Here is a 25,918-nt window from a genome sequence, read left to right on the forward strand (position 1 = left end):
TGCATCCATCGAACGGAAAAGCCGGCATTGCCGGCTTTTTCGCTTTCTGGGCTCGATAGTGGTAAGCAGGCTAGTTCTTGCCTGCGCCGTCCTGCAGCGCAACCGAAAACAGCGAACGCGAATCCGGCGAGATCGTCAGCTCGGTCCACTGCTTCGGCGAGCCCACCGGCAGCGCGACGCGCGTGAAGCTGCGGATCGTCTTGCCCTTGGCATCGCGCAGCGGCGTATCGATGCCGAAGCCGCCGATGCTGCTGTGGATCAGCAGCACCTGCCCGCGATAGTCGCTGACCAGCTCGCGCAGCTGCCGCTTGAATTCGAGATAGCCATCGCGCTGGCGATGGCGCAGAAAACCGTCGAGCAGCGTCGGCTTGCCCCGCTTCTCCCAGCCGTTGCCGAACTGCGGGTCGCCGTGAATCACCAGCACGATGCCATCGAGCGATTCCTGCTCGGCGGCCGAGAACGCGCGCGCCAGCCATTGCCGGTTGGCCTCGCGGCGGTCTTCGAATTCGCCGTTGCGGCCCGCCTCGGTGCGATAGTGGTTGTTGTCGTCGGGCACGTTCATGCCGACCAGCAGCACCTTGCCCGCCGTCCAGCGGACGTTCTCGCGATAGCTGCGGAACTTGGCCTGATCCGATTGCCGGATCAGCCGGAGCTTGCGTTGGCCCAGCGAATCGTCGTCCGGAAAAGCCAGCTCGCGCAGCCGCGCCAGCCGCTCGTCGGGATCGAAGCTGCCATTGACCGCTTGCTCGCATTCGGCCCAGTCGGTCTCGCCCGGGATATAGACCAGCGGCAGCGGCGACTGGTCCAGCAGCCGCAGCCGGCCGGCCAGCATCGCATCGGCGCACGACTCGGTGTCGCCCTTGATGCCGCCGGCATGGATGACGAAGGCGAGCCTGCGTTGCGCGAGGTTGTCCAGCAGTTGCTGCGTCGGTGCCTCGGCGTCGGGCCATTGCGGCAGGTCGGCGATCAGCGCGATGCGCACCAGGCGCGAGTCGGCGGCCTTGCCGCTCGCTTTGTCACCGGTCTTGCCGCCAGGCTTGCCTTCCGCCGACAGCGCCTTGGCCGCGACCGGCAGCACGGTGGCGGCGCTCTGCGTGGCCCACGCGCCCAGCAGCGCCGCCGCCAGCCCGAGGGCCAGCAGCGGTCGGCACCACGGTGCCCGGCGGCGCGCGCTTGCCATCGTCATGCCGGCTGCCCGGATTCCTCGGCCAGCGCCTTGAGCCGGTACAGCGCGTCGAGCGCCTGCCGCGGCGTCATGCTGTCGGGGTCGAGATCGCGCATCGCCTCGCCGAGCGCATCGTTGGCGGGGGCGAGGGAAGCGGGGCCATTGTGGCGGCCATCGTCGCCGTCATCGTCCGCATCGGGCACGGTCGGCGCCGCGAACAGATCCAGTTGGGGCGTCGGCGTGGCGTCGGTCGATTGCTGCTCGAGCCAGGCCAGATGCTTGCGCGCCGCGCGGATGACCGGCTGCGGCACGCCCGCCAGCTGCGCGACCTGCAGGCCGTAGCTCTGGCTGGCCGGGCCGTCCTGCACGGCGTGCAGGAAGACGATGCCGTCGCCGTGCTCGACCGCGGACAGGTGCACGTTGGCCGCCTGCGGAAACTCCTGCGGCAGCTGCGTCAGCTCGAAATAGTGCGTGGCGAACAGCGTGTGGCTGCGGTTGTGCGCCAGCAGATGACGGGCGATGGCCCACGCCAGCGCGAGTCCGTCGAAGGTCGATGTGCCGCGGCCGATCTCGTCCATCAGCACCAGGCTGTGCGGCGTCGCATTGTGCAGGATCGCGGCCGCCTCGGTCATCTCCACCATGAAGGTCGAGCGGCCGCCGGCCAGATCGTCGGCGGCGCCGATGCGCGTGAAGATCCGGTCGATCGGCCCGACGGTCGCGCGCCGCGCCGGCACGTAGGCACCGACGCAGGCCAGCAGCACGATCAGCGCGGTCTGCCGCATGAAGGTCGATTTACCGCCCATGTTCGGGCCGGTGATCAGCAGCAGCTTGCGCGCCTCGGTCAGGTGACAGTCGTTGGCGATGAACGGCGTCGACTCCGCGGCCAGCTGGCCCTCGACCACCGGATGGCGGCCCTGCACGATGTCGATCACGTTCTCGTCGACGCGCTCGGGACACGACCAGTCCAGCGTGCGGGCGCGTTCGGCGAGGGCGGCCAGCACGTCCAGGCGCGACAGTGCCGCCGCGACCCGGCGCAGCTCGCCGATATGCGGCAACAGCAGTTGCAGCAGTGCTTCGTACAGCTGCTTCTCGCGCGCCAGCGCGCGGTCCTGCGCCGACAGCGCCTTGTCCTCGAAGGCCTTCAGCTCCGGCGTGATATAGCGCTCGGCATTCTTCAGCGTCTGGCGCCGGCGATAGTCGTCGGGCACCTTGTCGGCTTGCCCGTTGGTGACTTCGATATAGAAGCCGTGCACGCGGTTGTATTCGACGCGCAGGTTGGCGATGCCGGTGCGCGTGCGCTCGCGCGCCTCCAGGTCGATCAGGAACTGGCCGCAGTTCTCCGAGATGTCGCGCAGCTCGTCGAGCGCGGCGTCGTAGCCGCGGGCGATCACGCCGCCATCGCGCACGGCTGTCGACGGCTCCGGCGCGATCGCGCGCGACAGCAGGTGCAGGCACTCCTGCGGCACCGCCAGCTCGGTCAGCGTCTGCGCCAGCAGCGGGGCGGTGTCGTCCGGCGCCACGCAGGCCTGCACGTCGGGCAGGGCCGCGAGCGTATCCCTGAGGGACGACAGGTCCCGCGGACGCGCGCTCAGCAGAGCCAGCCGGGCGGTGATGCGCTCGACATCGGCGAGCCGGCGCAGGCGGGCGCGCAGCGTATCGAGATCCTGCGCCAGCAGCGCGCCGATGGCCTGCTGCCGCGCCTGCGGAATCGCGCGTTCGCGCAAGGGATGGTGGAGCCAATGGCGCAGCAGCCGGCTGCCCATTGCCGTGGCACAGGTATCGAGCAGCGAGAACAGCGTCGGCGATTCGCCGCCGCGCAGCGTCTCGGTCAGTTCGAGATTGCGGCGCGTGGCGGTGTCCAGGCCCACGAACTCGGTTTCGTGCTCGACCGTGACGCCCTGCACATGGCGCAGCGATTGGCCCTGCGTGCTGGCCGCGTAGTTCAGCAGCGCGCCGGCCGCGCCGAGCGCCGCGCCCAGCGCGCGGCAGCCAAACGGATCGAGACTGGCGACGCCCAGTTGCTCGCGCAGGCGGCGCGCGCCGGCGTCCTGATCGAAGTGCCACTCGGGCAGCCGGGTACGCGCGCACGGATGCGCGGGCAGTTCGATGCCATCGGTGTGCAGCAACTCGGCGGGGCGGATGCGTTCGAGTTCGCGCGCCAATTGCGCGGCCTCGCATTCCATCAGCCGCAGCTCGCCGCTGGCCAGGTTCAGCCAGGCCAGCCCGGTCTTGCTGACGCCGCGCCGCGTGGTCTGCTGGTGCACCGCCATCAGGAAGGTATCGGCCTTGTCGGGCAGCAGCGCCGCGTCGGTCAGCGTGCCGGGCGTGACGATGCGGACGACCTTGCGCTCGACCGGTCCCTTGCTCGTGGCCGGATCGCCGATCTGCTCGCAGATCGCGACCGATTCGCCGAGCTTGACCAGCCGGGCCAGGTATTGATCGACCGAATGAAAGGGAATGCCGGCCATGCGGATCGGCACACCATTGGAGCTGCCGCGCGCGGTCAGCGTGATATCGAGCAGCCGAGCGGCCTTCTCGGCGTCGTCGTGGAACAGCTCGTAGAAATCGCCCATCCGGTAGAACAGCAGGGTGTCCGGATGGTCCGCCTTGATGCGCAAATACTGCTGCATCATCGGCGTGTGTTTTTCCGTGGCACCAGCCGATGCGCTGGCGGCCGCGGTAGTTGGCAGGTCTTCGGACATGCAATCCTCTCGGCGGGCCGCTGCGCATGGGCAGCGGCCGGGTTCGGAGCGTGCGCGAGGCCGTGGGCATCGGACGCAAACGCGCATTTTACTGCGCGTTGCGGCGGGGTACGGAGAGGAATTGGATGAAAAAGGGGGAGGGCGCCGCGATGGGTTGGGCGCTTCCCCGCCCCTCAGGCGGCCGGGCCGCCGTTATCCAGCGAGTACGGCGTCAGCAGGCGCACCATCTGCGCGAAGGCCTTCGGGTTGCCGGCCAGCACCTCGCCCTGTTCGAGCTGGCGCGCTTCGCCCGCGTAGTTGCCGACCAGGCCGCCGGCTTCGGTGATCAGGAGCATGCCGGCCGCCATGTCCCAGGGCTTCAGGCCGGTCTCGAAGAAGCCGTCCAGGCGGCCGCAGGCGACATAGGCCAGGTCCAGCGCGGCGGCGCCCGGGCGGCGCAGGCCGGCGCAGCTGCGCGTCATCAGCGCGAACACTTCGACATAGGCCTCGAGGCCGTCCAGATCGCGGAACGGGAAGCCGGTGCCGATCAGGCAGTCGGCCAGCTTGTCGCGGCGGCTGACACGGATGCGGCGGTTGTTCAGGAAGGCGCCGGCGCCCTTGGTGGCGGTAAACAGCTCGTCGCGGGTCGGGTCGTAGACCACCGCCTGCACCGGCGAACCCTTGTGCAGCTGGGCGATCGACACGCAGTATTGCGGGAAGCCGTGGATGAAATTGGTGGTGCCGTCGAGCGGGTCGATGACCCAGGTGTACTCGTGGCCTTCCTCGTCCTCGCGCCAGGACTGGCCGGACTCTTCCGCTAGAATGCCGTGTTCCGGGTAGGCGGTGCGGATGATCTCGATGATCGCGGCCTCGGCGGCGCGGTCGACCTCGGTGACGAAATCGTTGTGCTGCTTGCGGGAAACCCGCAGGAGATCCACGTCCATCGACGCGCGGTTGATGATGGAACCCGCCTTGCGAGCGGCCTTGATGGCGATATTGAGCATCGGATGCATGAATCTCTCCAGCCGCCGAAAAGCGGGCAGCGCTGCGGACGGCATGGCGCGCGCGGCTCCCGGCGGACAACACAACGGATTGTAGAAGAACGGGCGCGTCGACCTTGTCTCCGCTGGCCGGCATCGAAGCCTTGGCCAGGGCGGCGGAGCGGCGCGCCAAATAAATTGGAACCCTGCATTGTATAGGAACCCGGCAATGGACACGAGCGAGCACGCAAACGCAGCCCCAGGCGCGCCACAGACCGCCCTGGACGCCGCCTTTGCCCGCGTGCGCTTCGTGCTGGTCGAAACCAGCCATCCCGGCAACGTCGGCTCGGTGGCGCGCGCCATCAAGACCATGGGCTTCGGCGCCCGGCCCGGCACGCTGGTGCTGGTGTCGCCGCGGGAGCCGGCGGTGCGCGAGCATCCGGAGGCCGTCGCGCTGGCCAGCGGTGCCGACGACGTGCTGCGCGCCGCCCGCGTGGTCGACGATCTGGAAACGGCGCTGGCGGGCGCCTCCTATACCGTCGCGATGACGGCGCGCCAGCGCGAGTTCGGGCCGCCGCGGCTGCTGCCGCGCGAGGCGACGGCGCGGGCGCGCGGGCATCTGCTGGCGGCCGCGGCCGGCTTCGGCTCGGCATCCACCGCCGAAGCCACCCTGGAACGCACCCAGGGATCGACCCAGGGATCCACCCAGGAACCCACCGCGGAATTCAGCCCCGAAGCGGCCGATGTCGCCTTCGTCTTCGGCAACGAACGCTTCGGCTTGCCCAACGAGGCCGTCGACCGCTGCTCGGTGGTGACCCATATCCCCGCCAATCCCGCCTACGCCTCGTTGAATCTTGCCCAAGCCGTGCAGCTGATCGCCTACGAGATGCGGCTGGCGTTGCTGCAGGACCGCGCGGCGCCCCCGAGCGATATCGGCTATGCTGGGCAGGCCGCCACGGCCGAGCAGATCGAGGCAATGTTCGCGCATCTGCAGCAGGGCCTGGAGGCGATCGGCTTTCTCGATCCGGCCCATCCGAAGAAGCTGATGCCGCGGCTGCGCCGGCTGTTCGCGCGCAGCGGGCTGGAGCAGGAGGAGGTCAATCTGCTGCGCGGCATCGCCAAGCAGATGACGCTGGCCGGGCGCGGGCCGCGCAGCGGCGAACGCAATGACGACCGCGGCGGTGTCGGCAGTGACCACCGCAGTGGCGACAGCATGGAGACATGACCTTGGCGCGAATTGCCGCCTGCTTCTGGTGCATCGGTCCCTGGCGCATCGAACCCTGGCGCACCGAAGCGCTTCACGCACGTCGCGAGCGGGCCGGCCGTCCGTCGCTCGTGCGACGCGAGCGCGCCATCCGCACCGCTGCCCATGCTGCCCACGCCTTCCACCGCGAGCGATGTTGATGCCCGCGCCGCGCACGCCCGGGCTTCCCCCGCGCATGTCGACGTAGCGGCGGGGCAGGTGCGGCGCCCGATGCCCATGACGGCATCAGGGTGCCAAATCTCTTACACTCCCTGCTTCCGTTTCCCCAGGGCCTTGCCCGGACACGACCCCGGCGGCATGCGCGCTCCGATCGCGCGCGGCACGGCGGGGCAATCGCACACGACCAAGATGTTCTCTCGCCTCAAGGAAGATATCGACACCATCATGCAGCGCGACCCCGCCGCGCGCAGCCGGCTGGAGGTGCTGACGTGTTACCCGGGCCTGCATGCCGTGGTGTTTCATCGCTTCGCGCACGCCTGCTGGAATGCGGGGATGCATTGGCTGGGCCGCTGGATCTCGCACTGGTCGCGCTTCCTGACCGGCATCGAGATCCACCCGGCCGTCAAGATGGGCCGGCGCGTGTTCATCGATCACGGCATGGGCGTGGTGATCGGCGAGACCGCCGAGATCGGGGACGACTGCACGATCTATCAGGGCGTGACGCTCGGCGGCACCTCGCTGTACAAGGGCCAGAAGCGGCATCCGACGCTGGGCACCGGCGTGGTGGTCAGCGCCGGCGCCAAGGTGCTGGGCGGCTTCACCATCGGCGATGGCGCGCGCGTGGGCTCCAATGCCGTGGTGCTCAAGCCGGTGCCGCCGGGCGCCACCGCGGTGGGCGTGCCGGCCCGCATCATCCTGCCGGACGCGCCGACTTCGCAGCAGGGCGCGCGGCAGGAGTTCTCCGCTTACGGCATCACGCCGAATGCCGACGATCCGGTGTCGCTGGCGCTCAAGAGCCTGATCGACCATGCGGCCAGCCAGCAGGAAAAGCTCGAGGCGGTGCAGGCCGCATTGGACCGGCTCGGCGAGCATCTGGAGAACACGCCGAACGATCGCTTCGATGCCAGCGAACTGCGCAAGCTGATGAAGTAACGCGATGGCGTGAACGAGGAAGGGCGGAGGTGGGCCGCGTGGGCCTTTGCCTGCGCCGCGATCAATCGAGCTGCGGCAATTCGCGAAAGCCCTCGGCATCGAGCTGCAATGCCGCCGCGCGCGGATGCGGACCATCGAGGTCCCAGTCGGTCAGCACCCAGCGCAGGCCATGCGGCTCGTCATGCCGGGCCGGCCGGTGCGTGTGCCCATGCACCATCGCCGCCGTGCCGCTGTCGCGCAGCAGCGCCGCGACCGCGGCCGGCGCGACATCGCCATAGTCGCGCGGCGGCCCGGGGCGCTGGCGACCCGCCTCGCTGTCGCTGCGCAGCTTGCGCGCGATACCCAGGCGCCACGACAGTGGCAGCGCCAGGAACAGCCGCTGGATCCAGGGTTTGCGCGTCCAGTGGCGGAAGCGCATATAGCGCGTGTCGTTTGTGCACAGCATGTCGCCATGGGTCAGTACCACGCGATGGCCCGCGCAATCGATCACGGTCGGATCGGGCAGCAGCGTCGCGCCGGCCTCGCGCGCAAAGCGCGGGCCGAGCAGGAAGTCGCGATTGCCGTGCATCAGATAGACCGGCACGCCACGCGCGGCCAGGCGCGCCAGCGCCGCGGCGACGGCGCGCGGAAACGGTGCCTCGCTTTCCTCGTCGCCGATCCAGAATTCGAAGAAGTCGCCGAGGATGAAGAGCGTGCGCGCCTGTTCGGCGGCGCGTTCGAGCACGCGTTCGAAGGCCGCCAGCGTGCGCGGCATCCCCGGGGTCAGATGCAGGTCGGAAATGAACCACGCCGGCGCTTCCACTGCGAGGGTGGAGGCAGCCGGCGTGCTGGCGGCAGGGCTCATCGATTGGGAACGATTTCCATGGGCGAGGGCATGCCGCCGTGATTGGCGCGGGCGCAGCGCACGTGTTGTGCCGCGTGCCGTGCCGCGCGCTGTGCCGAGTAAATCCAGTGCACGATTACTCGAGCACCACCGCCTTCTCGATCACGACGTCCTCGAGCGGCACGTCCTGATGGAAGCCGGCGCTGCCGGTACGCACGCCCTTGATCTTGTCGACCACATCGGTGCCTTCGACGACCTTGCCGAACACCGCATAGCCGAAGCCCTGCGGCGTCGGCGAGGTGAAGTTCAGGAAGTCGTTGTCGACCACGTTGATGAAGAACTGCGCGGTGGCCGAGTGCGGCGCGTTGGTGCGCGCCATCGCCACGGTGTAGCGGTCGTTCTTCAGGCCGTTGCCGGCCTCGTTGTCGATCGGATCGTCGGTGGGCTTCTGCTTCATGCCCGGCTCGAAGCCGCCGCCCTGGATCATGAAGTTCTTGATGACGCGGTGGAAGATCGTGTTGTCGTAGTGGCCCTTGCGGACATACGACAGGAAGTTCTCCACCGTCTTGGGCGCCTTGTCGGCGTCGAGTTCGATGACGATGGCGCCGTGATTCGTTTGGAGCTGGACCTTGGACATGGCTTTCCTCTGTTACTTGACGATGGTGGCCGACTCGATGACGATCGGCGTGGCTGGCACATTGCGCATGGGGCCGTAGGCGGTGGTAGGCGTCTTCTTGATGCGGTCGACGGTATCCATGCCTTCGACCACCTTGCCGAATACGGCATAGCCGTTACCGTCCGGCTGCGGATAGTCGAGACTCGGATTATCTACCACATTGATGAAGAACTGCGCCGTGGCGGAGTTCGGATCGCCGGTGCGGGCCATGGCCACGGTGCCGGCCTTGTTCTTCAGGCCGTTCTGCGCCTCCAGCGGAATCGGCGCGCGCGTCGGCTTCTGCTTCATGTCGCGGTCGAAGCCGCCGCCCTGCACCATGAAGCCGTTGATCACCCGGTGGAAGATCGTGCCGCTGTAGAAGCCGCTGTTCACGTATTCCAGGAAGTTGGCGACGGTCTTCGGCGCGGCCTCGGGATAGACCTCGATGGTGAAGTTGCCGGCGCTGGTGGCAAAGCGCACGCGCTCCGCAGTCGTGGCGGGGGCGGAGGCCGGCGCCTGCGCGTGGGCCGCACCGTAGCTCAGGGTGCCGGCCATCAGCGCGGCCAGCATGGCGCCGAGGGCGCCGCGTCGGGTCAGGGACATGGGGATCTCCAGGGAGTGGGCGAGGGCGATCGGCGGATACCGGCGGTCGATGGACGCGCCGTCCCGGCAGTCGCCCCGCATGGATAACGATCATGCCCGCTCGCTACGCCTTGCACAGCGCAGGGCGCGAGCGGGGCAGTGCTGCGGACCGGTCAGTCCAGGTCTTCGCGATCCGGGCCGGGCGGCCGGGGCAGCGGCGGCGCCGCGACCGGTGCCTGGGGCTCGGCGGCGGGCTGGCGCGTACGCGGCTGCGGGCTGGCGGGCGGATTTGCCGACGTATTGGCCGGCGCCTTGGTGCCGACCGCGGCCAGGCCGCTGCGGGCGCGCGCATCGCCGGGATTGCGCTTGAGCGCTTCGGCGTAGGAGCGCTCGGCGAGCTTGCGATAGACGTCGCCCAGATTGGTATAGCCGATCGCAAAGCCGGGCTTGGCTTCGAGCGCCGCCAGCAGCTCGGCCTCGGCGCGCTTCAGATCGCCCCGGCGCGCATAGATCAGCGCCAGATTGTTGTGCGGCTCGGGCAGTTCTGGATATTCCTGTGCGATCTCGTGGAAGGCCTGCACCGCCTCGTCCTCGCGTCCGGCCTGCGACAGCGCCCACGCACGCTCGAAGCGGGCCTGCACATTGCGCGGGTTGGCGGCGATCACGCGGTCGAAGCGTTCGATCGCCTCGGCATAGCGGCGCTGCTGCGCGGCCTTCTCGGCCTCGGCCATGCCCGGATCGCCGGAGGGCTGGAAGCCCTTCGCGCCGGCCGTGCCACCGCCGGGAAAGCCGACGGATTGCGCCAGGGCCGGCGCAGCGGGCAGGGCGCACAGCAGCGCGGCGGCGCTCGCCACGGCGATGGCGCACGCGCGCACGCTGCGTACGGTGGCTGCGGCGGCGCGCCGCCGCACGGTCATGATGCCGGGCGTGACGTGATGCATGGCGTCGGTCGCGACGTTGGGCAATGGCAAGCTCATGTAGGTGCGGTCCTTTATACTTCGCGGCATTCTAGCAAAGCGCGGCATCGACGCCGACGCGCGAAGGCTTCCGGTAAGATATGGCCTCGCTCGGCGAACCGATGTCCACGCCGCCGCGGCACTGGTCGAGACGCATCGCCCGGTCACGCTGTCCGGCAAGTCGCCGATGCGCGGCCGGCCAGTCGGCACGGTCTCGCGCGCGGCAGGCGCCACGCATTCTCTTCGAACACCTCGTTTCATGCATCCACTGAACATCTACAACACGCTCGCGCGCGAGAAACAGCCCTTCGTGCCCATCGAACCCGGCAAGGTCCGCATGTATGTCTGCGGCATGACGGTGTACGACTACTGCCACGTCGGGCATGCGCGCGTGATGGTGGTGTTCGACATGGTGCAGCGCTGGCTGCGCGCCGCGGGCTACGAGGTGACCTATGTGCAGAACATCACCGACATCGACGACAAGATCATCCGCCGCGCCGCCGAGAACGGCGAGACCATCGGCGAGCTGACCGAGCGGTTCATCGGCTATATGCACGAGGACGCGGCCGCGCTGGGCATCCAGCGCCCGGACCACGAGCCACGCGCGACGCAATACGTGCCGCAGATGCTCGACATCATCGGCAAGCTCGAAGCGAAGGGCCTGGCCTATCAGGCCAGCGACGGCGACGTCAATTACGCGGTGCGCAAGTTCGCCGGCTACGGCAAGCTGTCGGGCAAGTCGCTGGAGGACCTGCGCGCCGGCGAGCGCGTGGCGGCCAACGATGCCAAGCACGACCCGCTCGACTTCGTGCTGTGGAAGTCGGCCAAGGACAGCGAACCGGCCGAAAGCAAGTGGTCGTCGAAGTGGGGCATGGGCCGTCCGGGCTGGCATATCGAATGCTCGGCGATGAGCTGCGCGCTGCTGGGCGAGCATTTCGACATCCATGGCGGCGGGGCCGACCTGCAGTTCCCGCACCACGAGAACGAGATCGCGCAGTCGGAAGGCGCCAGCGGCAAGCCCTTCGTCAACGTATGGATGCATAACGGCTTCGTGCGCATCAACGACGAGAAGATGTCGAAGTCGCTCGGCAACTTCTTCACGATCCGCGAGGTGCTCAAGCAGTACGACGCCGAGGTCGTGCGCTTCTTCATCCTGCGCGCGCACTACCGCAGCCCGCTGAACTACAGCGACGCGCACCTGGACGACGCGCGCCACGGCCTGACCCGTCTCTACACGGCGCTCAAGGACGTGCAGCCCGACACGCAGCCGCTCGATTGGGACGAGCCGCACGCGCGCCGCTTCGCCGAGGCGATGGGCGACGACTTCAATACGCCGATCGCGGTCTCGGTGCTGTTCGACCTGGCCGGCGAAGTCAATCGCAGCGGCTCGCCCGCCGCGGCACGGCAATTGAAGGGCCTGGCCGCGACGCTCGGCCTGCTCGGGCGCGACGCGCACGCCTTCCTGCAGGGCGGCGCCGACGCGGCCGGCATCGCGCCGGAGAAGATCGAGGAGCGCATCGCCGCGCGCAAGCAGGCCAAGGCCGAGCGCAATTTCGCCGAGGCCGACCGCATCCGCGCCGAACTGCTCGAGGCCGGCATCGTGCTCGAGGACAAGCCGGGCGGCGTGACCGAATGGAGGCGTGCTTGAACGCTGCCGTGCGCAAGACGCCCGGCACGGCGGCCAAGGCCGCCAAGCCGGCGCGGCCCACCGGAGAGCCGGCCCTGAAGGTGACCAAGGCGGCCAAGGCGACCAAGGCAGCGAAGGTCGCCAAGGCGCCGGCCGCCGGCGGCGTGGCCGCGCCCAAGACCCGCACCGTCACCAAGGCCGACGGCAAGCCGGTCCTGAAGACCGCGCGCGCCGCCAAGGCAACGCTGCCCGAGGCCGCGGCGATCCCGCTGCCGGTCGAGACGGTCGAGGGCGCGGTCCGTCCCGCCTACTGGGACGAGGCCTGCGCCGACCTGATGAAGCGCGACCGCATCCTGCGCAAGATGATCCCGACCTACGGGCCGGCCCATCTGATTTCGCGCGGCGACCCCTTCATCACGCTGGCCCGTTCGATCGTCGGCCAGCAGATCTCGGTCAAGGCGGCGCAATCGGTGTGGGACCGGCTGGCCGCCGCCTGCCCGAAGCTGACGCCGGCGCAGCTGCTGCGGGCCGGCGTCGACAAGCTGGCCGCCTGCGGCCTGTCGCGCCGCAAGGCCGAGTACATCGTCGATCTCGCCGAGCACTTCAAGGCGGGGCGGGTCCATGTCGACAAATGGGCCGAGATGGACGACGAGGCGGTGATCGCCGAGCTGACGCAGATCCGCGGCATCGGCCGCTGGACCGCGGAGATGTTCCTGATGTTCAACCTGATGCGGCCGAACGTGCTGCCGCTGGACGACATCGGCCTGATCAACGCGATCTCGGCCAACTATTTCAGCGGCGAACCGGTCACGCGCAGCGAGGCGCGCGAGGTCGCCGCCAACTGGGAGCCATGGCGCACCGTGGCGACCTGGTACATGTGGCGCAGCCTTGATCCGCTGCCTGTCACTTACTAGTCTGGCATTCGATAGCCGGGGCACGAAAGTGCTCCTTTCACCATCTTCAGGCGGCGCATGCGGCGCATCCGGCGCGATTTCAGCGCCCGGAGCGCAAGGAAATTCCGGTAGAATGCGCCCCTTCACAGACAGGTACGTGTGATTCAATGAAAACCACCTTCCTGGATTTCGAACAGCCGATCGCCGAACTCGAGGCAAAAATCGAAGAACTGCGCTTCGTGCAGGACGACTCGGCCGTCGACATTTCCGAAGAGATTTCGCGGCTGGCCGGCAAGAGCCAGCAGCTGACCAAGGACATCTACGCCAACCTGACCCCGTGGCAGGTGGCCCAGATCGCGCGCCATCCCCAGCGTCCCTACACGCTGGACTACGTGCGCGAGATCTTCACCGACTTCCACGAACTGCATGGCGACCGCGCCTTCGCCGACGATCTGTCGATCGTGGGCGGGCTGGCCCGCTTCAACGGCCAGGCCTGCATGGTGATCGGCCACCAGAAGGGCCGGGACACCAAGGAGCGCGCGCTGCGCAACTTCGGCATGTCCAAGCCCGAGGGCTATCGCAAGGCCAAGCGGCTGATGGAACTGGCCGACAAGTTCGGCCTGCCGATCTTCACCTTCGTCGACACGCCGGGCGCCTTCCCGGGCATCGACGCCGAGGAGCGCGGCCAGTCGGAGGCGATCGGCCACAACCTGTACGTGATGGCCGGCCTGAAGGTGCCCCTGATCGCCACCATCATCGGTGAGGGCGGTTCGGGTGGCGCGCTGGCGATCGCCGTGGGCGACGTGGTGCAGATGCTGCAATTCGCCACCTATGCGGTGATCTCGCCGGAAGGCTGCGCGTCGATCCTGTGGAAGACCGCCGAGAAGGCGCCCGAGGCCGCCGAGGCGCTGGGCCTGACCGCGCATCGCCTGAAGGCGCTGGGCCTGATCGACAAGATCGTCAACGAGCCGCTGGGCGGCGCGCACCGCGATCCGAAGGCCATGGCCGCGATGCTCAAGCGTTCGCTGGCCGAGTCGCTGCGCCAGTTCCAGGGCATCAGCGTCAAGGAACTGCAGGCGCGCCGCCACGAGCGCCTGATGGCCTATGGCAAGTTCAAGGAAACCGGCGCACAAGGCTGATCCCGCCGCGCCCGATTTGCGCGACCCGACCGCCACGCTGACCGACAAGGTCGCACAGGCCCTGCAGGCCGGTGCGGCCTTTGTCGTTTCCGGGGCCGGCCAACATGGCCCGCGCGCGGTGGCGGTGGCGCTGTCGGGCGGCCGCGATTCGGTCGCGCTGCTGCATGCCACGCGCGCCGCGCTTGCCGCCACCCGTGTCGGCGAGGCCGGGCCGGCGCCCCTGCTGGCGCTGCATGTCCACCACGGCCTGCAGGCCCAGGCCGACGAATGGGACCGCTTCTGCGCCGGGTTGTGCCAGGACTGGCGTGTCGAATACCGAGCCGCCCGGGTCACGGTCGTTCCCGCGCACGGAGAAGGGCTCGAAGCCGCCGCCCGCCGCGTTCGCTACCAGGCGCTGACCGAGCTCTGCGAGCAGCACAACGTCGGCTGGCTGCTGTTCGGCCACCATCTGGACGACCAGGTCGAAACGGTGCTGATGCGGCTGTTCCGCGGCAGCGGCGTGCATGGCCTGGCCGGCATGCCGGCGCTGCGGCGCCTGGCCGAACGCCGCGACATCGCGCTGCTGCGGCCGTGGCTCGAGATCGAACGGCGCGACATCGAGGCCTATTGCGACGCGCACGGCCTGCGCTGGATCGACGACCCCTCCAACGACGACACCCGCTTCGCCCGCAACGCGCTGCGCCAGCAGTTGCCCGGATTGCTCGCCGCCTTCCCGGCGCTGCGCGCCAACGTCGCCCAGGCCGCCGCGCATCTGGCCGAAGCCGCCCACGCGCTCGATGCGCTGGCGGCGCGGCATCTGGCGACGCTGGCGCATCCCGGGCGCGACGCCGCCACGCTCGCCGAACTCGATCTCGACGGCCTGCGCGCCCTGCCGGCCGCGCAGGGCGATGCCGTGCTGCGGCTGTGGCTGCGCGACCTCGGCGTGCGCGCACCGTCGGTGGCCCGGCTGGCGGCGATGCGGGCGCAACTGATCGACCATCGTGGCGGCGAGCCGGCGCTGCCGCATGACGGCCTGGTGCTGCGGCGTTTCCGCTCCCGTGTGCTGGCCTGCATGCCGCCGGGTGCCCCGCCGACGGAGGCGGTCGCGCTGCAGTGGGGCGGGCAGGGCCGACTGCCGGTTCCCGCCTGGCGCGGCGAGCTGCGCTTCACGCGCGACGATACCTTCGGCGTGCCCGAGGCCGTGCTGCGGCAGCCGCTGACACTGGGGCCGCGCACCGGCGGCGAGCGCATCGTGCTGCGGCCGGGCGGCCCGGCCCGGGCGCTGAAACAGGCGTATCAGGAGGCGGCCGTGCCGGCCTGGCGCCGTCCCTATCTGCCGCTGCTGCGGGCGGGAGAGGCTGGGGGCACAGGGGAGCAGATCGTGCTGGCCGCCGGACTCGGCATGCATCGCCGCTGGCCCGACGCCGCGCCGGCCCCGCGCTGGCGGGTCGAATGGCAGGCCTGGGGTCCGGACGCCGCCGGGCTGCCGCAGTGACCGGCGCATAACCCCGGCCCCCATGGCCCAGCCCGGGGCCCATGGCCCGGAACTCAGGCCTGGAACTTAGGCCTGGAACTCAGGCCCGGCGCTCGGGCTCCCGCCCTCATGGGACGGCCCTCATTGGGGCGGCTCATGGCAGCGGTCCCCGCGGCGCCCGCCACGCCGCCTACCGCACGAGACGTCGCTCCGGCAAGGCTTGACAAGGCCAAACGCCCGCTATTCCGCCTTGCCGGGCGCCGGTGCTTGGTGTATTTTCAGTGGTTTTGCACAATCGCTGGCGTCGACAAGAAGATGGCTCTCATCGTTCACAAATACGGCGGCACTTCGATGGGTTCCACGGAACGCATCAAGAATGTCGCCAAGCGCGTGGCCAAGTGGCACCGCGCCGGTCACCGCGTAGTCGTGGTGCCTTCGGCCATGTCGGGCGAGACCAATCGCCTGCTGGGACTCGCCAAGGAGATTTCGCCGCAGCCGGACCCGCGCGAGCTCGACATGCTGGCCTCGACCGGCGAGCAGGCCAGCGTCGCGCTGCTGGCCATCGCGCTGCACGGCGAGGGCATCGATGCGATCAGCTATACCGGCTGGCAGGTCCCGGTCAAGACCGACTCGTCATACACCAAGGCACGCATCGAGTCGATCGACGATGAGCGCATCCTGGGCGATCTCGACGCGGGCCGCGTGGTGATCGTCACCGGCTTCCAGGGCATCGACGCGCTGGGCAACATCACCACGCTTGGCCGCGGCGGCTCGGATACCTCGGCCGTCGCCATCGCCGCCGCGATCGAGGCCGACGAGTGCCTGATCTATACGGACGTGGACGGGGTCTACACCACCGATCCGCGCGTGGTCGAAGACGCGCGCCGGCTGGACCGCATCACCTTCGAGGAAATGCTGGAAATGGCCAGCCTCGGTTCCAAGGTGCTGCAGATCCGCTCGGTGGAATTCGCCGGCAAATACCGCGTCAAGACGCGCGTGCTGTCGTCGCTGACCGACCCCCTGATGCCGCTCGAGCAGGAAATGCATTCGGGCACGCTGATTACTTTTGAGGAAGACCCTGACATGGAAGCAGCCGTCATCTCCGGCATCGCCTTTGCCCGTGACGAAGCCAAGATCACCGTTCTCGGCGTGCCCGACAAGCCCGGCATCGCCTACCAGATCCTGGGCCCGATCGCCGACGCCAATATCGACGTCGACATGATCATTCAGAACCAGTCCGTCGAGGGCAAGACCGACTTCACCTTCACCGTGCCGCGCGGCGACTACCAGCGCTCGCTGGCGATCCTGAACGACGCGGTCAAGGGCCATATCGGCGCGGCCAGCGTGTCGGGCGATCCGAAGGTGTCGAAGGTCTCGGTGGTCGGCGTGGGCATGCGCTCGCATGTCGGCATCGCCAGCAAGATGTTCCGCACGCTGTCGGAAGAGGGCATCAATATCCAGATGATCTCCACCTCGGAAATCAAGATCTCGGTGCTGATCGACGAGAAGTACATGGAGCTGGCCGTCCGCGCGCTGCACAAGGCGTTCGAGCTGGAACAGGCCTGAAGTCCGGCGCATTCGCGCGCTGGCCCTGGCGAGGGCAGGCAAGTGCGGTGTCATCGATTCGTCGTTGACCAATTGCCGCACCCTCGCTAGAATACGCGCTTCGTTGTGCGGCCTCCCTCGCACAACGCAAGTTTGGGAGACGTGGCCGAGAGGTCGAAGGCACTCCCCTGCTAAGGGAGCATCCGGGCCAAAACCTGGATCGAGGGTTCGAATCCCTCCGTCTCCGCCAGTACATCGGTACATGGCGGCGGAACCCCGGAAGATCGCGGTCTTCCGGGGTTTTGTTTTTTGGGCCTGTTTTCTTGCGCATTTCTGGCTCGCGGCGCTGGCTTTCCACCTTGAGGCGGTCACGCATGGCGCCGACCGAGCTGCTGTCCCGCCCATCCACGCTCGCGCTCGTCGGCATCGCGCGGCCCGCTGCGAGCGGCCTCGGCTTCTTCCTTCGCGCCTCCCTGCGCTTCCACCACCTGCACCTTCCGCACCGGCACCCCAAACTCCACGCCAAGCTTCTCCAGCTCCGTCACCATCGCCAGATTGATCGACTGCTGGATATCCATGTACAGGTTGTAGTCCGGATCGGTGACGAAGTAGACGACCTCGAACTCCAGCGCGCTTTCGCCGAAGCCCTTGAAATGCGCGCGGTCGAAGCGCGTGCGGCCTGCGGCGACGACGGCCGCCTCGACGATCTCCGGGATGCGCCGCAGCGTGTCCGGCGGCGTCTGGTATGTCACGCGGAAATTGAACTGGATGCGGCGTTCCGCCATGCGCTTGTAGTTGTGGATCGTCGTCTTCAGCAGCTCGGTATTGCTGCAGACGATCTGCTCGCCGCTCAGCGCGCGCAGCCGCGTGGTCTTCAGGCCGATGCGCTCGACGCTGCCGGCGATGTCGCCGAACACGATGAAATCGCCGTTCTCGAAGGGCTTGTCCAGGCCGATGGCCAGCGACGCGAACAGGTCGCTGAGGATGTTCTGCACGGCCAGCGCCACGGCCACGCCGCCGACGCCCAGACTCGCCACGAAGGCCGTGATATTGACGCCCATATTGGCCAGCACCGCCAGCAGCAGCACCGACCACAGCATCACGCGCATGCCCCACGCCATCACCGTGGTGAACACGGGATTGTGGGCGGTCGGCCCGGTGCCGGTCAGCCTGTCGTACGTCCATAGCGTCACGGCATGATTGATCCAGATCGCGATCTGCAGCCCGATCAGCAGGAACCACAGATGGCCGATGCGGCTGGCCCATTTCGGCGGCAGGTCGAGGAAGTCGACGGCGATCAGCAGCGCGGCCAGCAGCAGCACGAAGCGCGAGGTATGCCGCAGCATGTCCGCCATGCGGTCGATGATCACCGGCTTTGTCCGGGCCGCGAGCCGGTCGAGGCGGGCGCAGGTGAAGCGCAGCAGCGTGACCAGCACCAGATAGCTGACGACGGCGGCGATGCCGGCATGCAGCCAGTTGAGCGCGGGGATGCCCAAGAAGACGTTCAGATCGAGCCATTCCTTCATGCCTTACCTCCTGTGCCGGGACGGACGCATGGGGCAGGGGCTTGCAGGATTGATGCCACGGTGCGACGGGAGATTCGTGCATAGCGGCGCAAGCCGCGGAATGGGTCCGTTCAACGGATTGCGGGTCATCGTGCCTGGGCGAGGCGCGCGTGCACGGAGATGACCGCAGGCAATCGTTCGTCGAAAATTCAAACGAGGGCAACGCTGACAAGGTGGCGATGGTCCGCGGCCAGTGAGTGGGAATCCCATACAATCGGGTCACACAAGCGACCACCATCGGCGGCGGGCACGCAGCATGCAAAGCCATCTGCGAGCGCGACCGACCCCAAGGAGACACCCAGCATGTTCGCCCCGTGCCCCACCGAACGCAGCCGCGTCATTGCCGATCGCGTCGAGCGATTTGTCCGCGATGTCGTCGTCCCCTATGAAGCCGATCCCCGCTGCACCGCGCACGGGCCGACCAGCGAACTGATCGACGAGATGCGCGCGAAGGCCCGCGCCGCGGGCGTGATGACGCCGCATATCCTGCCCGACGGATCGCACCTGACGCAGCTGGAAACCGCGGCCGTGCTCAAGCGCTCGGGGCTGTCGCCGCTGGGACCGGTGGCGGTCAATACGATGGCGCCGGACGAGGGCAATATGTTCCTGCTCGGCAAGGTCGGCACGCCCGCGCAGAAGCAGCGCTTTCTCGAGCCGCTGGTCCGCGGCGAGGCCCGCTCGGCGTTCTTCATGACAGAGCCCGCCGAGGAGGGCGGGGCGGGTTCCGATCCATCGATGCTGCAGACCACGGCGACGCAGGACGGCGGCGACTGGATCATCCGCGGCCGCAAGAAGTTCATCACCGGCGCCGAAGGGGCCCGGGTGGGCATCGTGATGGCGCGCACCGGCGACGGCGAACACGCGCAGGCGACGATGTTCCTGGTGGACCTGCCGCATTCGGCCATCCGCATCGAGCGCGTGATCGACACCATCGACAGCTCGATGCCCGGCGGCCATGCGCAGATCCTGCTCGACGACCTGCGCGTGCCGGCCGACCAGGTACTCGGCGAGGTCAACGAGGGCTTCCGCTATGCGCAGGTGCGCCTGTCGCCGGCGCGGCTGTCGCACTGCATGCGCTGGTTCGGCGGCACGGTGCGCGCCGACGAGATCGCGCGCGCGTATGCCACCACGCGCAAGGCCTTCGGCAAGCTGCTGATCGACCATGAGGGCGTGGGCTTCATGCTGGCGGAGAACTTGATCGACCTGCAGCAGGCCGCGCTGATGATCGACTGGTGCGCCGGCGTGCTCGACGGGGGCGCGGCGGGCACGGCGGAGAGCTCGATGGCCAAGGTCGCGGTGTCGGAGGCGCTGTACCGCGTGGCCGACCGCTGCGTGCAGATCATGGGCGGCCTGGGCGTGTCGCGCGACACCATCGTCGAGCAGATCCTGCGCGAGGTGCGGGCCTTTCGCATCTACGACGGTCCCACCGAGGTCCACAAGTGGTCGCTGGCGAAGAAGATCAAGCGCGATACGCTGGCCGGCACGCCGGCGCGCTGAACGTCGCGCCATGCCGTCGCGTCCCTCACCGGTGCAGCGCGCCCTTGCCGTGCTGCGCGCGCTGTCCGATCCCGAAGTGCGCCGCATGAGCGATGTCGCGCGCGCGACCGGGCTCGATCCCGCCACCGCGTCGCGCATGCTCGACCTGCTGGTGCAGGAAGGCTTCGCCACGCGCGACGAGATGCGCCGCTACGGCATCGGTCCGGAGATCTTCCAACTGGCCGACGTCGCGCAGCGCCGGGCCGAACTGCGCAAGCTGGCACGCCCGGCCTTGCAGCGATTGGTCGAGGAATTCGGCGATACCGCCGTGCTGACCGAGGCCAGCCGCGGCGAGGCGCTCTGCTCGGACGTGGAGCCGGGCACGGTTGCACTCAGCGCGAACTACGTCTCGGTCGGCACGCGCCGGCCGCTCGGCGTGGGGGCGGGCAGCCTGGCGGTGCTGGCGTGGCTGCCGGCGCCGGAACGGGCGCGCCGCCTGCAGCAGACCTCGCGCAAGCTGGCGAACTATCCGCGGCTCGACGCCGCCGCCATCGCCGCCGAGATCGAGGCGGCCCGCCTGCGCGGGCACGTGATGTTTCTCGACTGGGTGGTCGAAGGCATGGGCGGCATCGCGGTGCCGATTCTCGACGACCAGGGCAGGCCCATCGGCGCGCTCAGCGTCGCGGCCCAGACGGTACGCTTGCGCGCGCGCGAGGCGGTCCTTGCGCGGCGCCTGCGGGCGGAGGCAAGCCACATCGCCAGCGCGTGGACGGGCTCGGCGCTGTCGCCGCAGGGCGAAGCAGGCCGCGTTACAACGCGCGGGACAGCGCGCGTGACGGCGGTGCGCCTATCGCGCCGGCCCGCGCAGCAACGGCGCTAGTTCGTCTGGGATCTCGACCTCGAAGCGCAGCACCGCACTGGCCAGCGCCTTGCCATAGTTGTCGATCGCCAGGCTGCGCGACACGCCGCCGCCGAGCGCGCCCTCGGCGACGAAGTTCAGCACCTGCAGCCCATCGACCTCGTGGCGGGTCACCTCGCCGGCGATCAGCGTGCCGTACAGCGACTTGAACGCGGCCGCCGTCAGTTGCGCCTTGATATGCGGATAGAACTCGGGCGCGTAGGCGATCACCGCCGTGTTCGAGGTGTTGCCCTTGTCGCCGGAGCGGCTATGGGCGAGGCGCCGCAGGGGTACGCGCATGACGCTTCCTCACAGATAGTGGATCTCGGACCGGATCAAATCGCGCGGCACCAGCGCCGACCAGACGCCGATGATCTCGCGGGTCCGGTCCTGATGCGGCACGCGCTTGCCGGTGGAGGCCAGCCCGCAGACCGCCATGCTGTCGATCTCGCGGCCGACCTTGGCCGCCTCCTCGCGCGTGCGCGTGCGCGCCGCCACGCGCACCGCGATCTCGTTCGGCTCGCACGCCGGTTCGGGCGAGGCGGCCCCATGCACGGCGTTGACGCCGAGAAAGTCGATGCGCAGCTCGTCGGCCTGCAGCTTCGCGATGGCGAAGCGTTCCTCGAGGATGCGCCTGGCCAGCTTCGCCTTGTCCAGGCAGCCGGGGCCCGCATAGAAGAACATGTCCTCGCCGATATGGCCCTCGGTACAGCCCAGCGACACCTTCAGCGTGTCGGTCGCCGGCAGTCCGGACACCCCGTCGATGCGCACGCGGTCCGGCCCCACCTGTTCCAGCACCGCGGTCGAGAAGTCGACGATGACGTCCGGCGTGATATAGCGGCGCGGATCGTGGACCTCGTAGAACATCTGCTCCTTGACTGTCTGCAGATCGATGCGTCCGCCGCTGCCTTCGACCTTCGCGATCACCGCGCTGCCGTCGGACTCGACCTCCGCGATCGGGAAGGCGAGATTCCACGGCTCGGGCACGTCCTTGTAGCCCGGATCGCCGAAGTAGCCGCCGGTCACCTGCGCGCCGCATTCGAGCAGATGGCCGATGGCGCTGCCGCGCGCGAGACGCGTCACGTCGTCGGGGGACCAGCCGAAATGCGCGATCATCGGCGCGAGGAACAGCGAGGGATCGGCGACGCGGCCCGTGATGACGATCTGCGCGCCGGCGCGCAAGGCCTCGACGATCGGCGCGGCACCCTCGTAAGGCTCGGCGCTGATCAGCGTGCCGCGCAGCGAGGACACCGGCGCGCCGCTCTCCAGCAGCGTCAGGTCGAGCTCGCAGATGCTGCCGGTCAAATCGGTGGTCGTGATCGCCGCGATCCTGACGCCGGGTAGCCCCAGCTCCTCGCACAGCTCGGCCACGCGCCTGGCGGCACCGAGCGGATGGATCCATCCCTGATTGCTGACGATGCGCGTGCCGTTGGCGATGCAGTGCGGCAGCACCGCGCGCATGCGCTCGTCGAGATAGGTGTCGTAGCCGGCGAAGGCCGGGTCGCGCCGCTTGCGGACCTGCGCGGCCGAGACCGTGGCCTCGGCCATCGTCTCGAAGCACAGATAGTCGAGCTTGCCGAGGCGCGCCGAGCGTTCCGCGGGTTCGACGCGATCGCCCCACCAGCCCGATCCCGAGCCGATGCGAAGGGTGCTGCTGCGAGTCATGGTGTCCGTCATGCCTGGGTCCTTCTCTCCTGCGGTACGTGTCGTGCGTGCCATACGAGCCGTACGTGCACGACGTGCGGTACGTGCAGTACGTGCGGTACGTCCGATACGTGCAGCACGCTCATTGCGCCTTGATCCCCGCGCTGCGAATCACGCGCGACCACTTGTCGGTATCCGCCTTGATCTGCGCCGCGAAGGCCGCCGAGCCCTCGCCGCCGGGTTCGGCGCCGAGTTCCTGGATGCGCTTGCGCACGTCCGGCATCGCCAGCACCTTGTCGACGGCCTGCTGCAGCTGGCGCACGCGCTCGGGCTGCGTGCCTGCCGGCGCCAGCAGGCCGAACCACGAATTGACCTCGTAGTCCGGCAACCCCGATTCACGCACCGTCGGCACCGACGGCAGCACCGAGGCACGCTTGACGCCGGTGACGGCCAGCGCCTTGATCTTGCCGCCCTGGATCTGCGCCAGCGCGGACGGCAGGTTGTCGAACATCAGGTTGACCTGACCGGCCAGCAGGTCCGTCATCGCGGGCGCCGCGCCCTTGTACGGCACGTGCTGCATCCTGACGCCGGCCATCATGGTCAGCAGCTCGCCGGACAGATGTGGCGAGCCGCCGGTGCTGGTCGACGCGTAGTTGATCTTGCCGGGCTCGCGCTTTGCCAGCGCGATCAGCTCGCCGATGGAGTTGGCCTGCAGCGTGCCGTTGACCAGCAGCACGTTCGGCGAATTGGCGACCAGCGTCACCGGCGCGAAGTCCTTGGCGCTGTCGTACGGCATGCGCGGATAGATGAACTGGTTGGTGACCTGCGTGCCGAGCGTGCCCATCAGCAGCGTGTAGCCGTCGGCGGCGCTGCGCGCGGCCGCCTCCGCGCCGATGTTGCCGCCCGCACCGGGACGGTTCTCGACCACCATCGGCTGCCCCAGTACCTCGCCGGCCTTCTGCGCGACGAGCCGCGCCAGGATGTCCGTGGTGCCGCCCGGCGTGAACGGCACGATCAGGCGAATGGGCCGGCTGGGGAAGGCCTCGGCGGCGATGGCCGACATCGCGGGAACGGCCGCGCCGCACAGCACCGCCATCGCGGCGAGCAGGGCGCGCCGCGCAGAAGAATGACGCTTCATCGGTTTGTCTCCTCGGCGCCAAGGCGCACGCTGGTTTCGTCAATGGAAACTCTGTGCGGCACAGGGTAGGGCGGCGCCGAAAGCAGCGTCAAACGAAGCGATCAGATTTTCATTGGATGAAAATTCTGGTGTGGGAAGGGGAGCCCGTTGCGCTACACCTTTCGGCTGCGCCGGCGCGTTCGGCATGCAGGTACGTTCAGCGCGCCGTCGCCGCCATCAGCGACATCGCTCCCACCAGCACGAGGCTCAACGCCCAGGCGGCATCGGTATTGAGCCAGCTGCGCGATACGAGTACGAGGCCGACGTGGCGATAGGCGACCCACGCCATCGCGCCGCCGCCGGCGATCATCGCCGCGGTGTGGACCAGCGCGACGAGCACGGCCATGCCGGCGTTGCCGAAGGCGAGCGAGGCCGCGGCCTGATGGCCCGTGCCGGCCGCGGTGCCGCAGAGGCCGAGATAGAGCGGCACCAGCATCAGCCCCGCCCCATGGGCCAGCGCGATCGCGAAGGACCACAGCGCCAGCCGCGACGGCGGGATGCGGGCGAGCGCGCGCGCATGGCGCCGCCGCGCCAGCAGCGCGATGCCATAGCCGATCACGAGGGCGGCGGCGACGAAGCGGATCTCGCGCTGCCAGGCCGCCAGCGACGCGAGCAGGCCGAACGGCAGCGTCAGGGCCATCACCGCGCCGGCGTGACCGAGGCCCAGATAGCCGAGCGCGGCGAACACGGCGTCGTCGCGCCGCGCCATCAGCCCGTTCGACACGGCGAGCGGCCAGCCCATCGCGGGGCTCAGGCCGTGATACAGGCCGCTGACCAGCACGCCGGTCCACAGGCCGGCCTGTTCCCACGTCATCGCGGGCCGACGGAGGGATAGCAGAACGAATCGGTCGAGCAGTCGCCGCCTTCGAGGCGGATCTGATGGGCGCGGTAGCCCGCGGGGAACTCGACCCAGAAGTCGTCGGCCAGCGTCAGGCCGCCGTCGGGGTCGGCATGCGCCATGACCTGGGCCCCTGGCACGCCGTCGGGATAGAACTGGTTGTCCCAGCTCGAATAGAGCGAATTGGACCAGTAGACGCGGCGGCCGTCGCGGCTGATTTCGACCATCTGCGGTCCCGCCGCGAACGCCTTGCCGTTCGGATGCGGCGTGCGGCGCGCGATGCCGCCGAGATGGACCGATCCGGTCAGCGTGGGCTTGCGCGGATCGGTGACGTCGTACTGGCGCATCTCGCCGGTGCCCCAGCAGGAAACGTAGAGGAAGCGGTCGTCGAGCGACAGGTCGATGTCGGTCACCAGCGGCGGCACCGCGCCGAACGCCTGCAGCAGCGGCGGCAGCAGATCCGCCGCGGCCGGTTCGGCCGGAATCGTCGCGGTCTTCTCGACGTGGAATTGCCCGTCCTCGCGCCACCACGTCCAGATCGATCCTTCCAGATTGGTGGTGTCGACCACCACGCCGACGAAGCCGTATTCGCGCACCGGGTCGTGGGCGGGGCGCACTTCGAGCGCCATCTGATGCTGGGCGCCGAGGTCGATGGTCTGCACGTTGCGCCGCGCGCGCAGGTCCCAGAAATGCAGGCGGTGGCCGTAGCGATTGGACAGCAGGTCCTCGGGCACCAGGCCGTTCTCGAACTGCGGCGGCAGCGCCCATTCGCTCGACACCATGTAGTCGCGCGGCAGGTTCCACCAGAAGTCGTAGTGCTTGTCCTGCGGGCCGCGGTCGATCTCCCAGCGCCCCAGCACGTCGAAGGTCTCGCAATCCATGATGAAGATGCCGGGCGCGCCGTCCGTTCCGTCGTGGCCGCCGCCGCCGAGCGTGCTCACGTAGATCCCCTCGGGACCGCAGTGCACGGTGTGCGGCCGCGAATAGCCGGTCTTGCGGAAGATCTCGTCCGGTTCGATCACGCGGTGGATCGCCGCCTGGGTCGGATGCGGTTTCGTATCGACGATATAGATGCGCGACGAGCGCATGCCGGGGATGATCAGGAAGCGCCGTTCGAGAAACGCGTGCCCCGTCAGCGGGGACAGCGCCGACGAGCAGGCATTCCAGCCGAAGTGGTGCAGTTCGTCGCCGCGGTGGGTCATCGGCACCGTATGCACCACCTGGCTGTAGGTCGGCGAGCCAGGCTTGACGTCGATGACGGCCAGCGCATCGGGCTGCGAGGCATCCGGGCTCAGCATCACCGTGTAGGCGTACTCCTCGGGCGGCGCCTGCATCGCCAGTGCCGGCGAGGCGTGGAATGTGGGATCTGGCCGCAGGCTCATGGAATGCCCCTCCTGGCACGGATATGCCGCGCGAACCTATCTACACTAGGTCGCGGCGAAAGGGGCGTCAACGAAAGGCGGGC

General features: G+C 68.8%; 22 protein-coding genes and 1 tRNA gene. 10 read left to right on the forward strand and 13 right to left on the reverse strand.

All coding sequences use genetic code 11. From position 1 onward, the window contains the following. Nucleotides 1-70: 70 nt before the first annotated feature. The 3 genes from KZ686_RS09335 to KZ686_RS09345 all read right to left on the reverse strand — a co-directional run bounded on the left by KZ686_RS09335 (nt 71) and on the right by KZ686_RS09345 (nt 4,859). The gene (locus tag KZ686_RS09335; protein WP_265632285.1) at nt 71-1,186 is read right to left on the reverse strand and encodes a hypothetical protein; all 1,116 of its coding nucleotides are present in this window, start codon (nt 1,184-1,186) and stop codon (nt 71-73) included. Then, nucleotides 1,183-3,867, reverse strand: a complete 2,685-nt coding sequence (gene mutS, locus KZ686_RS09340) for a DNA mismatch repair protein MutS (RefSeq protein WP_265632286.1) — start codon at nt 3,865-3,867, stop codon at nt 1,183-1,185. The genes KZ686_RS09335 and mutS overlap by 4 nt, the downstream gene beginning before the upstream one ends. Before the next feature lie 173 nt (nt 3,868-4,040). Then, nucleotides 4,041-4,859: an inositol monophosphatase family protein gene (locus tag KZ686_RS09345; protein WP_149319271.1), complete on the reverse strand. Its 819-nt coding sequence runs from the start codon at nt 4,857-4,859 to the stop codon at nt 4,041-4,043. A 196-nt stretch (nt 4,860-5,055) separates the two neighbouring features. Between KZ686_RS09345 and KZ686_RS09350 the strand changes: the two genes are divergently transcribed. Both KZ686_RS09350 and cysE read left to right on the forward strand, forming a co-directional pair. Continuing rightward, nucleotides 5,056-6,051, forward strand: a complete 996-nt coding sequence (locus tag KZ686_RS09350; protein ID WP_265632287.1) for an RNA methyltransferase — start codon at nt 5,056-5,058, stop codon at nt 6,049-6,051. Between the two features lie 387 nt (nt 6,052-6,438). Continuing rightward, complete coding sequence (gene cysE, locus KZ686_RS09355) at nt 6,439-7,182, forward strand: serine O-acetyltransferase (RefSeq protein ID WP_149319424.1); 744 nt, start codon at nt 6,439-6,441, stop codon at nt 7,180-7,182. Between the two features lie 61 nt (nt 7,183-7,243). Here cysE and KZ686_RS09360 read toward each other — a convergent pair whose 3' ends face one another. The 4 genes from KZ686_RS09360 to KZ686_RS09375 all read right to left on the reverse strand — a co-directional run bounded on the left by KZ686_RS09360 (nt 7,244) and on the right by KZ686_RS09375 (nt 10,219). Then, nucleotides 7,244-8,026 (reverse strand): UDP-2,3-diacylglucosamine diphosphatase, encoded by a 783-nt coding sequence (locus KZ686_RS09360; protein ID WP_149319268.1) that lies wholly within the window; start codon nt 8,024-8,026, stop codon nt 7,244-7,246. A gap of 115 nt (nt 8,027-8,141) precedes the next feature. After that, nucleotides 8,142-8,642, reverse strand: a complete 501-nt coding sequence (locus KZ686_RS09365) for a peptidylprolyl isomerase (protein WP_023264649.1) — start codon at nt 8,640-8,642, stop codon at nt 8,142-8,144. 12 nt (nt 8,643-8,654) lie between these two features. After that, nucleotides 8,655-9,263 carry a peptidylprolyl isomerase gene (locus KZ686_RS09370; RefSeq protein ID WP_283949977.1) on the reverse strand — a complete coding sequence of 203 codons (609 nt, stop codon included), beginning with the start codon at nt 9,261-9,263 and terminating at the stop codon, nt 8,655-8,657. Between the two features lie 152 nt (nt 9,264-9,415). Next, nucleotides 9,416-10,219, reverse strand: coding sequence for a tetratricopeptide repeat protein (locus KZ686_RS09375; protein WP_150081880.1), 804 nt, complete (start codon nt 10,217-10,219; stop codon nt 9,416-9,418). A 238-nt stretch (nt 10,220-10,457) separates the two neighbouring features. Between KZ686_RS09375 and cysS the strand changes: the two genes are divergently transcribed. The 6 genes from cysS (at nt 10,458) to KZ686_RS09405 (ending at nt 17,105) form a co-directional block, all read left to right on the forward strand. Then, on the forward strand, nt 10,458-11,846 hold the full coding sequence (gene cysS, locus KZ686_RS09380) for a cysteine--tRNA ligase (RefSeq protein ID WP_265632288.1): 1,389 nt from the start codon (nt 10,458-10,460) through the stop codon (nt 11,844-11,846). Then, complete coding sequence (locus tag KZ686_RS09385; protein WP_265632289.1) at nt 11,831-12,739, forward strand: DNA-3-methyladenine glycosylase family protein; 909 nt, start codon at nt 11,831-11,833, stop codon at nt 12,737-12,739. Before cysS ends, KZ686_RS09385 begins: the two co-directional genes overlap by 16 nt. Nucleotides 12,740-12,885: 146 nt before the next feature. Next, nucleotides 12,886-13,857, forward strand: coding sequence for an acetyl-CoA carboxylase carboxyltransferase subunit alpha (locus KZ686_RS09390; protein ID WP_023264370.1), 972 nt, complete (start codon nt 12,886-12,888; stop codon nt 13,855-13,857). Beyond that, nucleotides 13,823-15,331, forward strand: coding sequence for a tRNA lysidine(34) synthetase TilS (gene tilS, locus KZ686_RS09395; RefSeq protein ID WP_407648480.1), 1,509 nt, complete (start codon nt 13,823-13,825; stop codon nt 15,329-15,331). Before KZ686_RS09390 ends, tilS begins: the two co-directional genes overlap by 35 nt. 294 nt (nt 15,332-15,625) lie before the next feature. After that, nucleotides 15,626-16,876 carry an aspartate kinase gene (locus tag KZ686_RS09400; protein WP_149319263.1) on the forward strand — a complete coding sequence of 417 codons (1,251 nt, stop codon included), beginning with the start codon at nt 15,626-15,628 and terminating at the stop codon, nt 16,874-16,876. 135 nt (nt 16,877-17,011) lie between these two features. Continuing rightward, nucleotides 17,012-17,105, forward strand: a tRNA-Ser gene (locus tag KZ686_RS09405). A 118-nt stretch (nt 17,106-17,223) separates the two neighbouring features. On the opposite strand, the gene KZ686_RS09410 is transcribed toward KZ686_RS09405, so the two are convergent. Continuing rightward, nucleotides 17,224-18,381, reverse strand: a complete 1,158-nt coding sequence (locus KZ686_RS09410; RefSeq protein WP_265632290.1) for a mechanosensitive ion channel family protein — start codon at nt 18,379-18,381, stop codon at nt 17,224-17,226. Nucleotides 18,382-18,723: 342 nt separating this feature from the next. On the opposite strand from KZ686_RS09410, the gene KZ686_RS09415 reads away from it, so the two are divergent. Continuing rightward, nucleotides 18,724-19,917 (forward strand): acyl-CoA dehydrogenase family protein, encoded by a 1,194-nt coding sequence (locus KZ686_RS09415; RefSeq protein WP_265632291.1) that lies wholly within the window; start codon nt 18,724-18,726, stop codon nt 19,915-19,917. A 10-nt stretch (nt 19,918-19,927) separates the two neighbouring features. Next, entirely contained in the window at nt 19,928-20,776 is an 849-nt protein-coding gene (locus KZ686_RS09420) for an IclR family transcriptional regulator (protein ID WP_265632292.1), read from the forward strand. Here KZ686_RS09420 and KZ686_RS09425 read toward each other — a convergent pair. From KZ686_RS09425 to KZ686_RS09445, 5 genes are all read right to left on the reverse strand, one after another. After that, nucleotides 20,744-21,094, reverse strand: coding sequence for an AtuA-related protein (locus tag KZ686_RS09425; RefSeq protein WP_149319259.1), 351 nt, complete (start codon nt 21,092-21,094; stop codon nt 20,744-20,746). The genes KZ686_RS09420 and KZ686_RS09425 overlap by 33 nt on opposite strands. A gap of 9 nt (nt 21,095-21,103) precedes the next feature. Next, nucleotides 21,104-22,459 (reverse strand): acyclic terpene utilization AtuA family protein, encoded by a 1,356-nt coding sequence (locus KZ686_RS09430; RefSeq protein ID WP_265633448.1) that lies wholly within the window; start codon nt 22,457-22,459, stop codon nt 21,104-21,106. Nucleotides 22,460-22,580: 121 nt separating this feature from the next. Beyond that, nucleotides 22,581-23,576 carry a Bug family tripartite tricarboxylate transporter substrate binding protein gene (locus KZ686_RS09435; RefSeq protein WP_265632293.1) on the reverse strand — a complete coding sequence of 332 codons (996 nt, stop codon included), beginning with the start codon at nt 23,574-23,576 and terminating at the stop codon, nt 22,581-22,583. Nucleotides 23,577-23,772: 196 nt separating this feature from the next. Then, the gene (locus tag KZ686_RS09440; protein ID WP_265632294.1) at nt 23,773-24,429 is read right to left on the reverse strand and encodes a hypothetical protein; all 657 of its coding nucleotides are present in this window, start codon (nt 24,427-24,429) and stop codon (nt 23,773-23,775) included. Then, the gene (locus KZ686_RS09445; RefSeq protein ID WP_265632295.1) at nt 24,426-25,835 is read right to left on the reverse strand and encodes a selenium-binding protein SBP56-related protein; all 1,410 of its coding nucleotides are present in this window, start codon (nt 25,833-25,835) and stop codon (nt 24,426-24,428) included. Before KZ686_RS09445 ends, KZ686_RS09440 begins: the two co-directional genes overlap by 4 nt. Nucleotides 25,836-25,918 lie beyond the last annotated feature (83 nt).

This window comes from Cupriavidus cauae (genome assembly GCF_026210475.1).
Taxonomy (GTDB): Bacteria; Pseudomonadota; Gammaproteobacteria; order Burkholderiales; family Burkholderiaceae; genus Cupriavidus; species Cupriavidus cauae.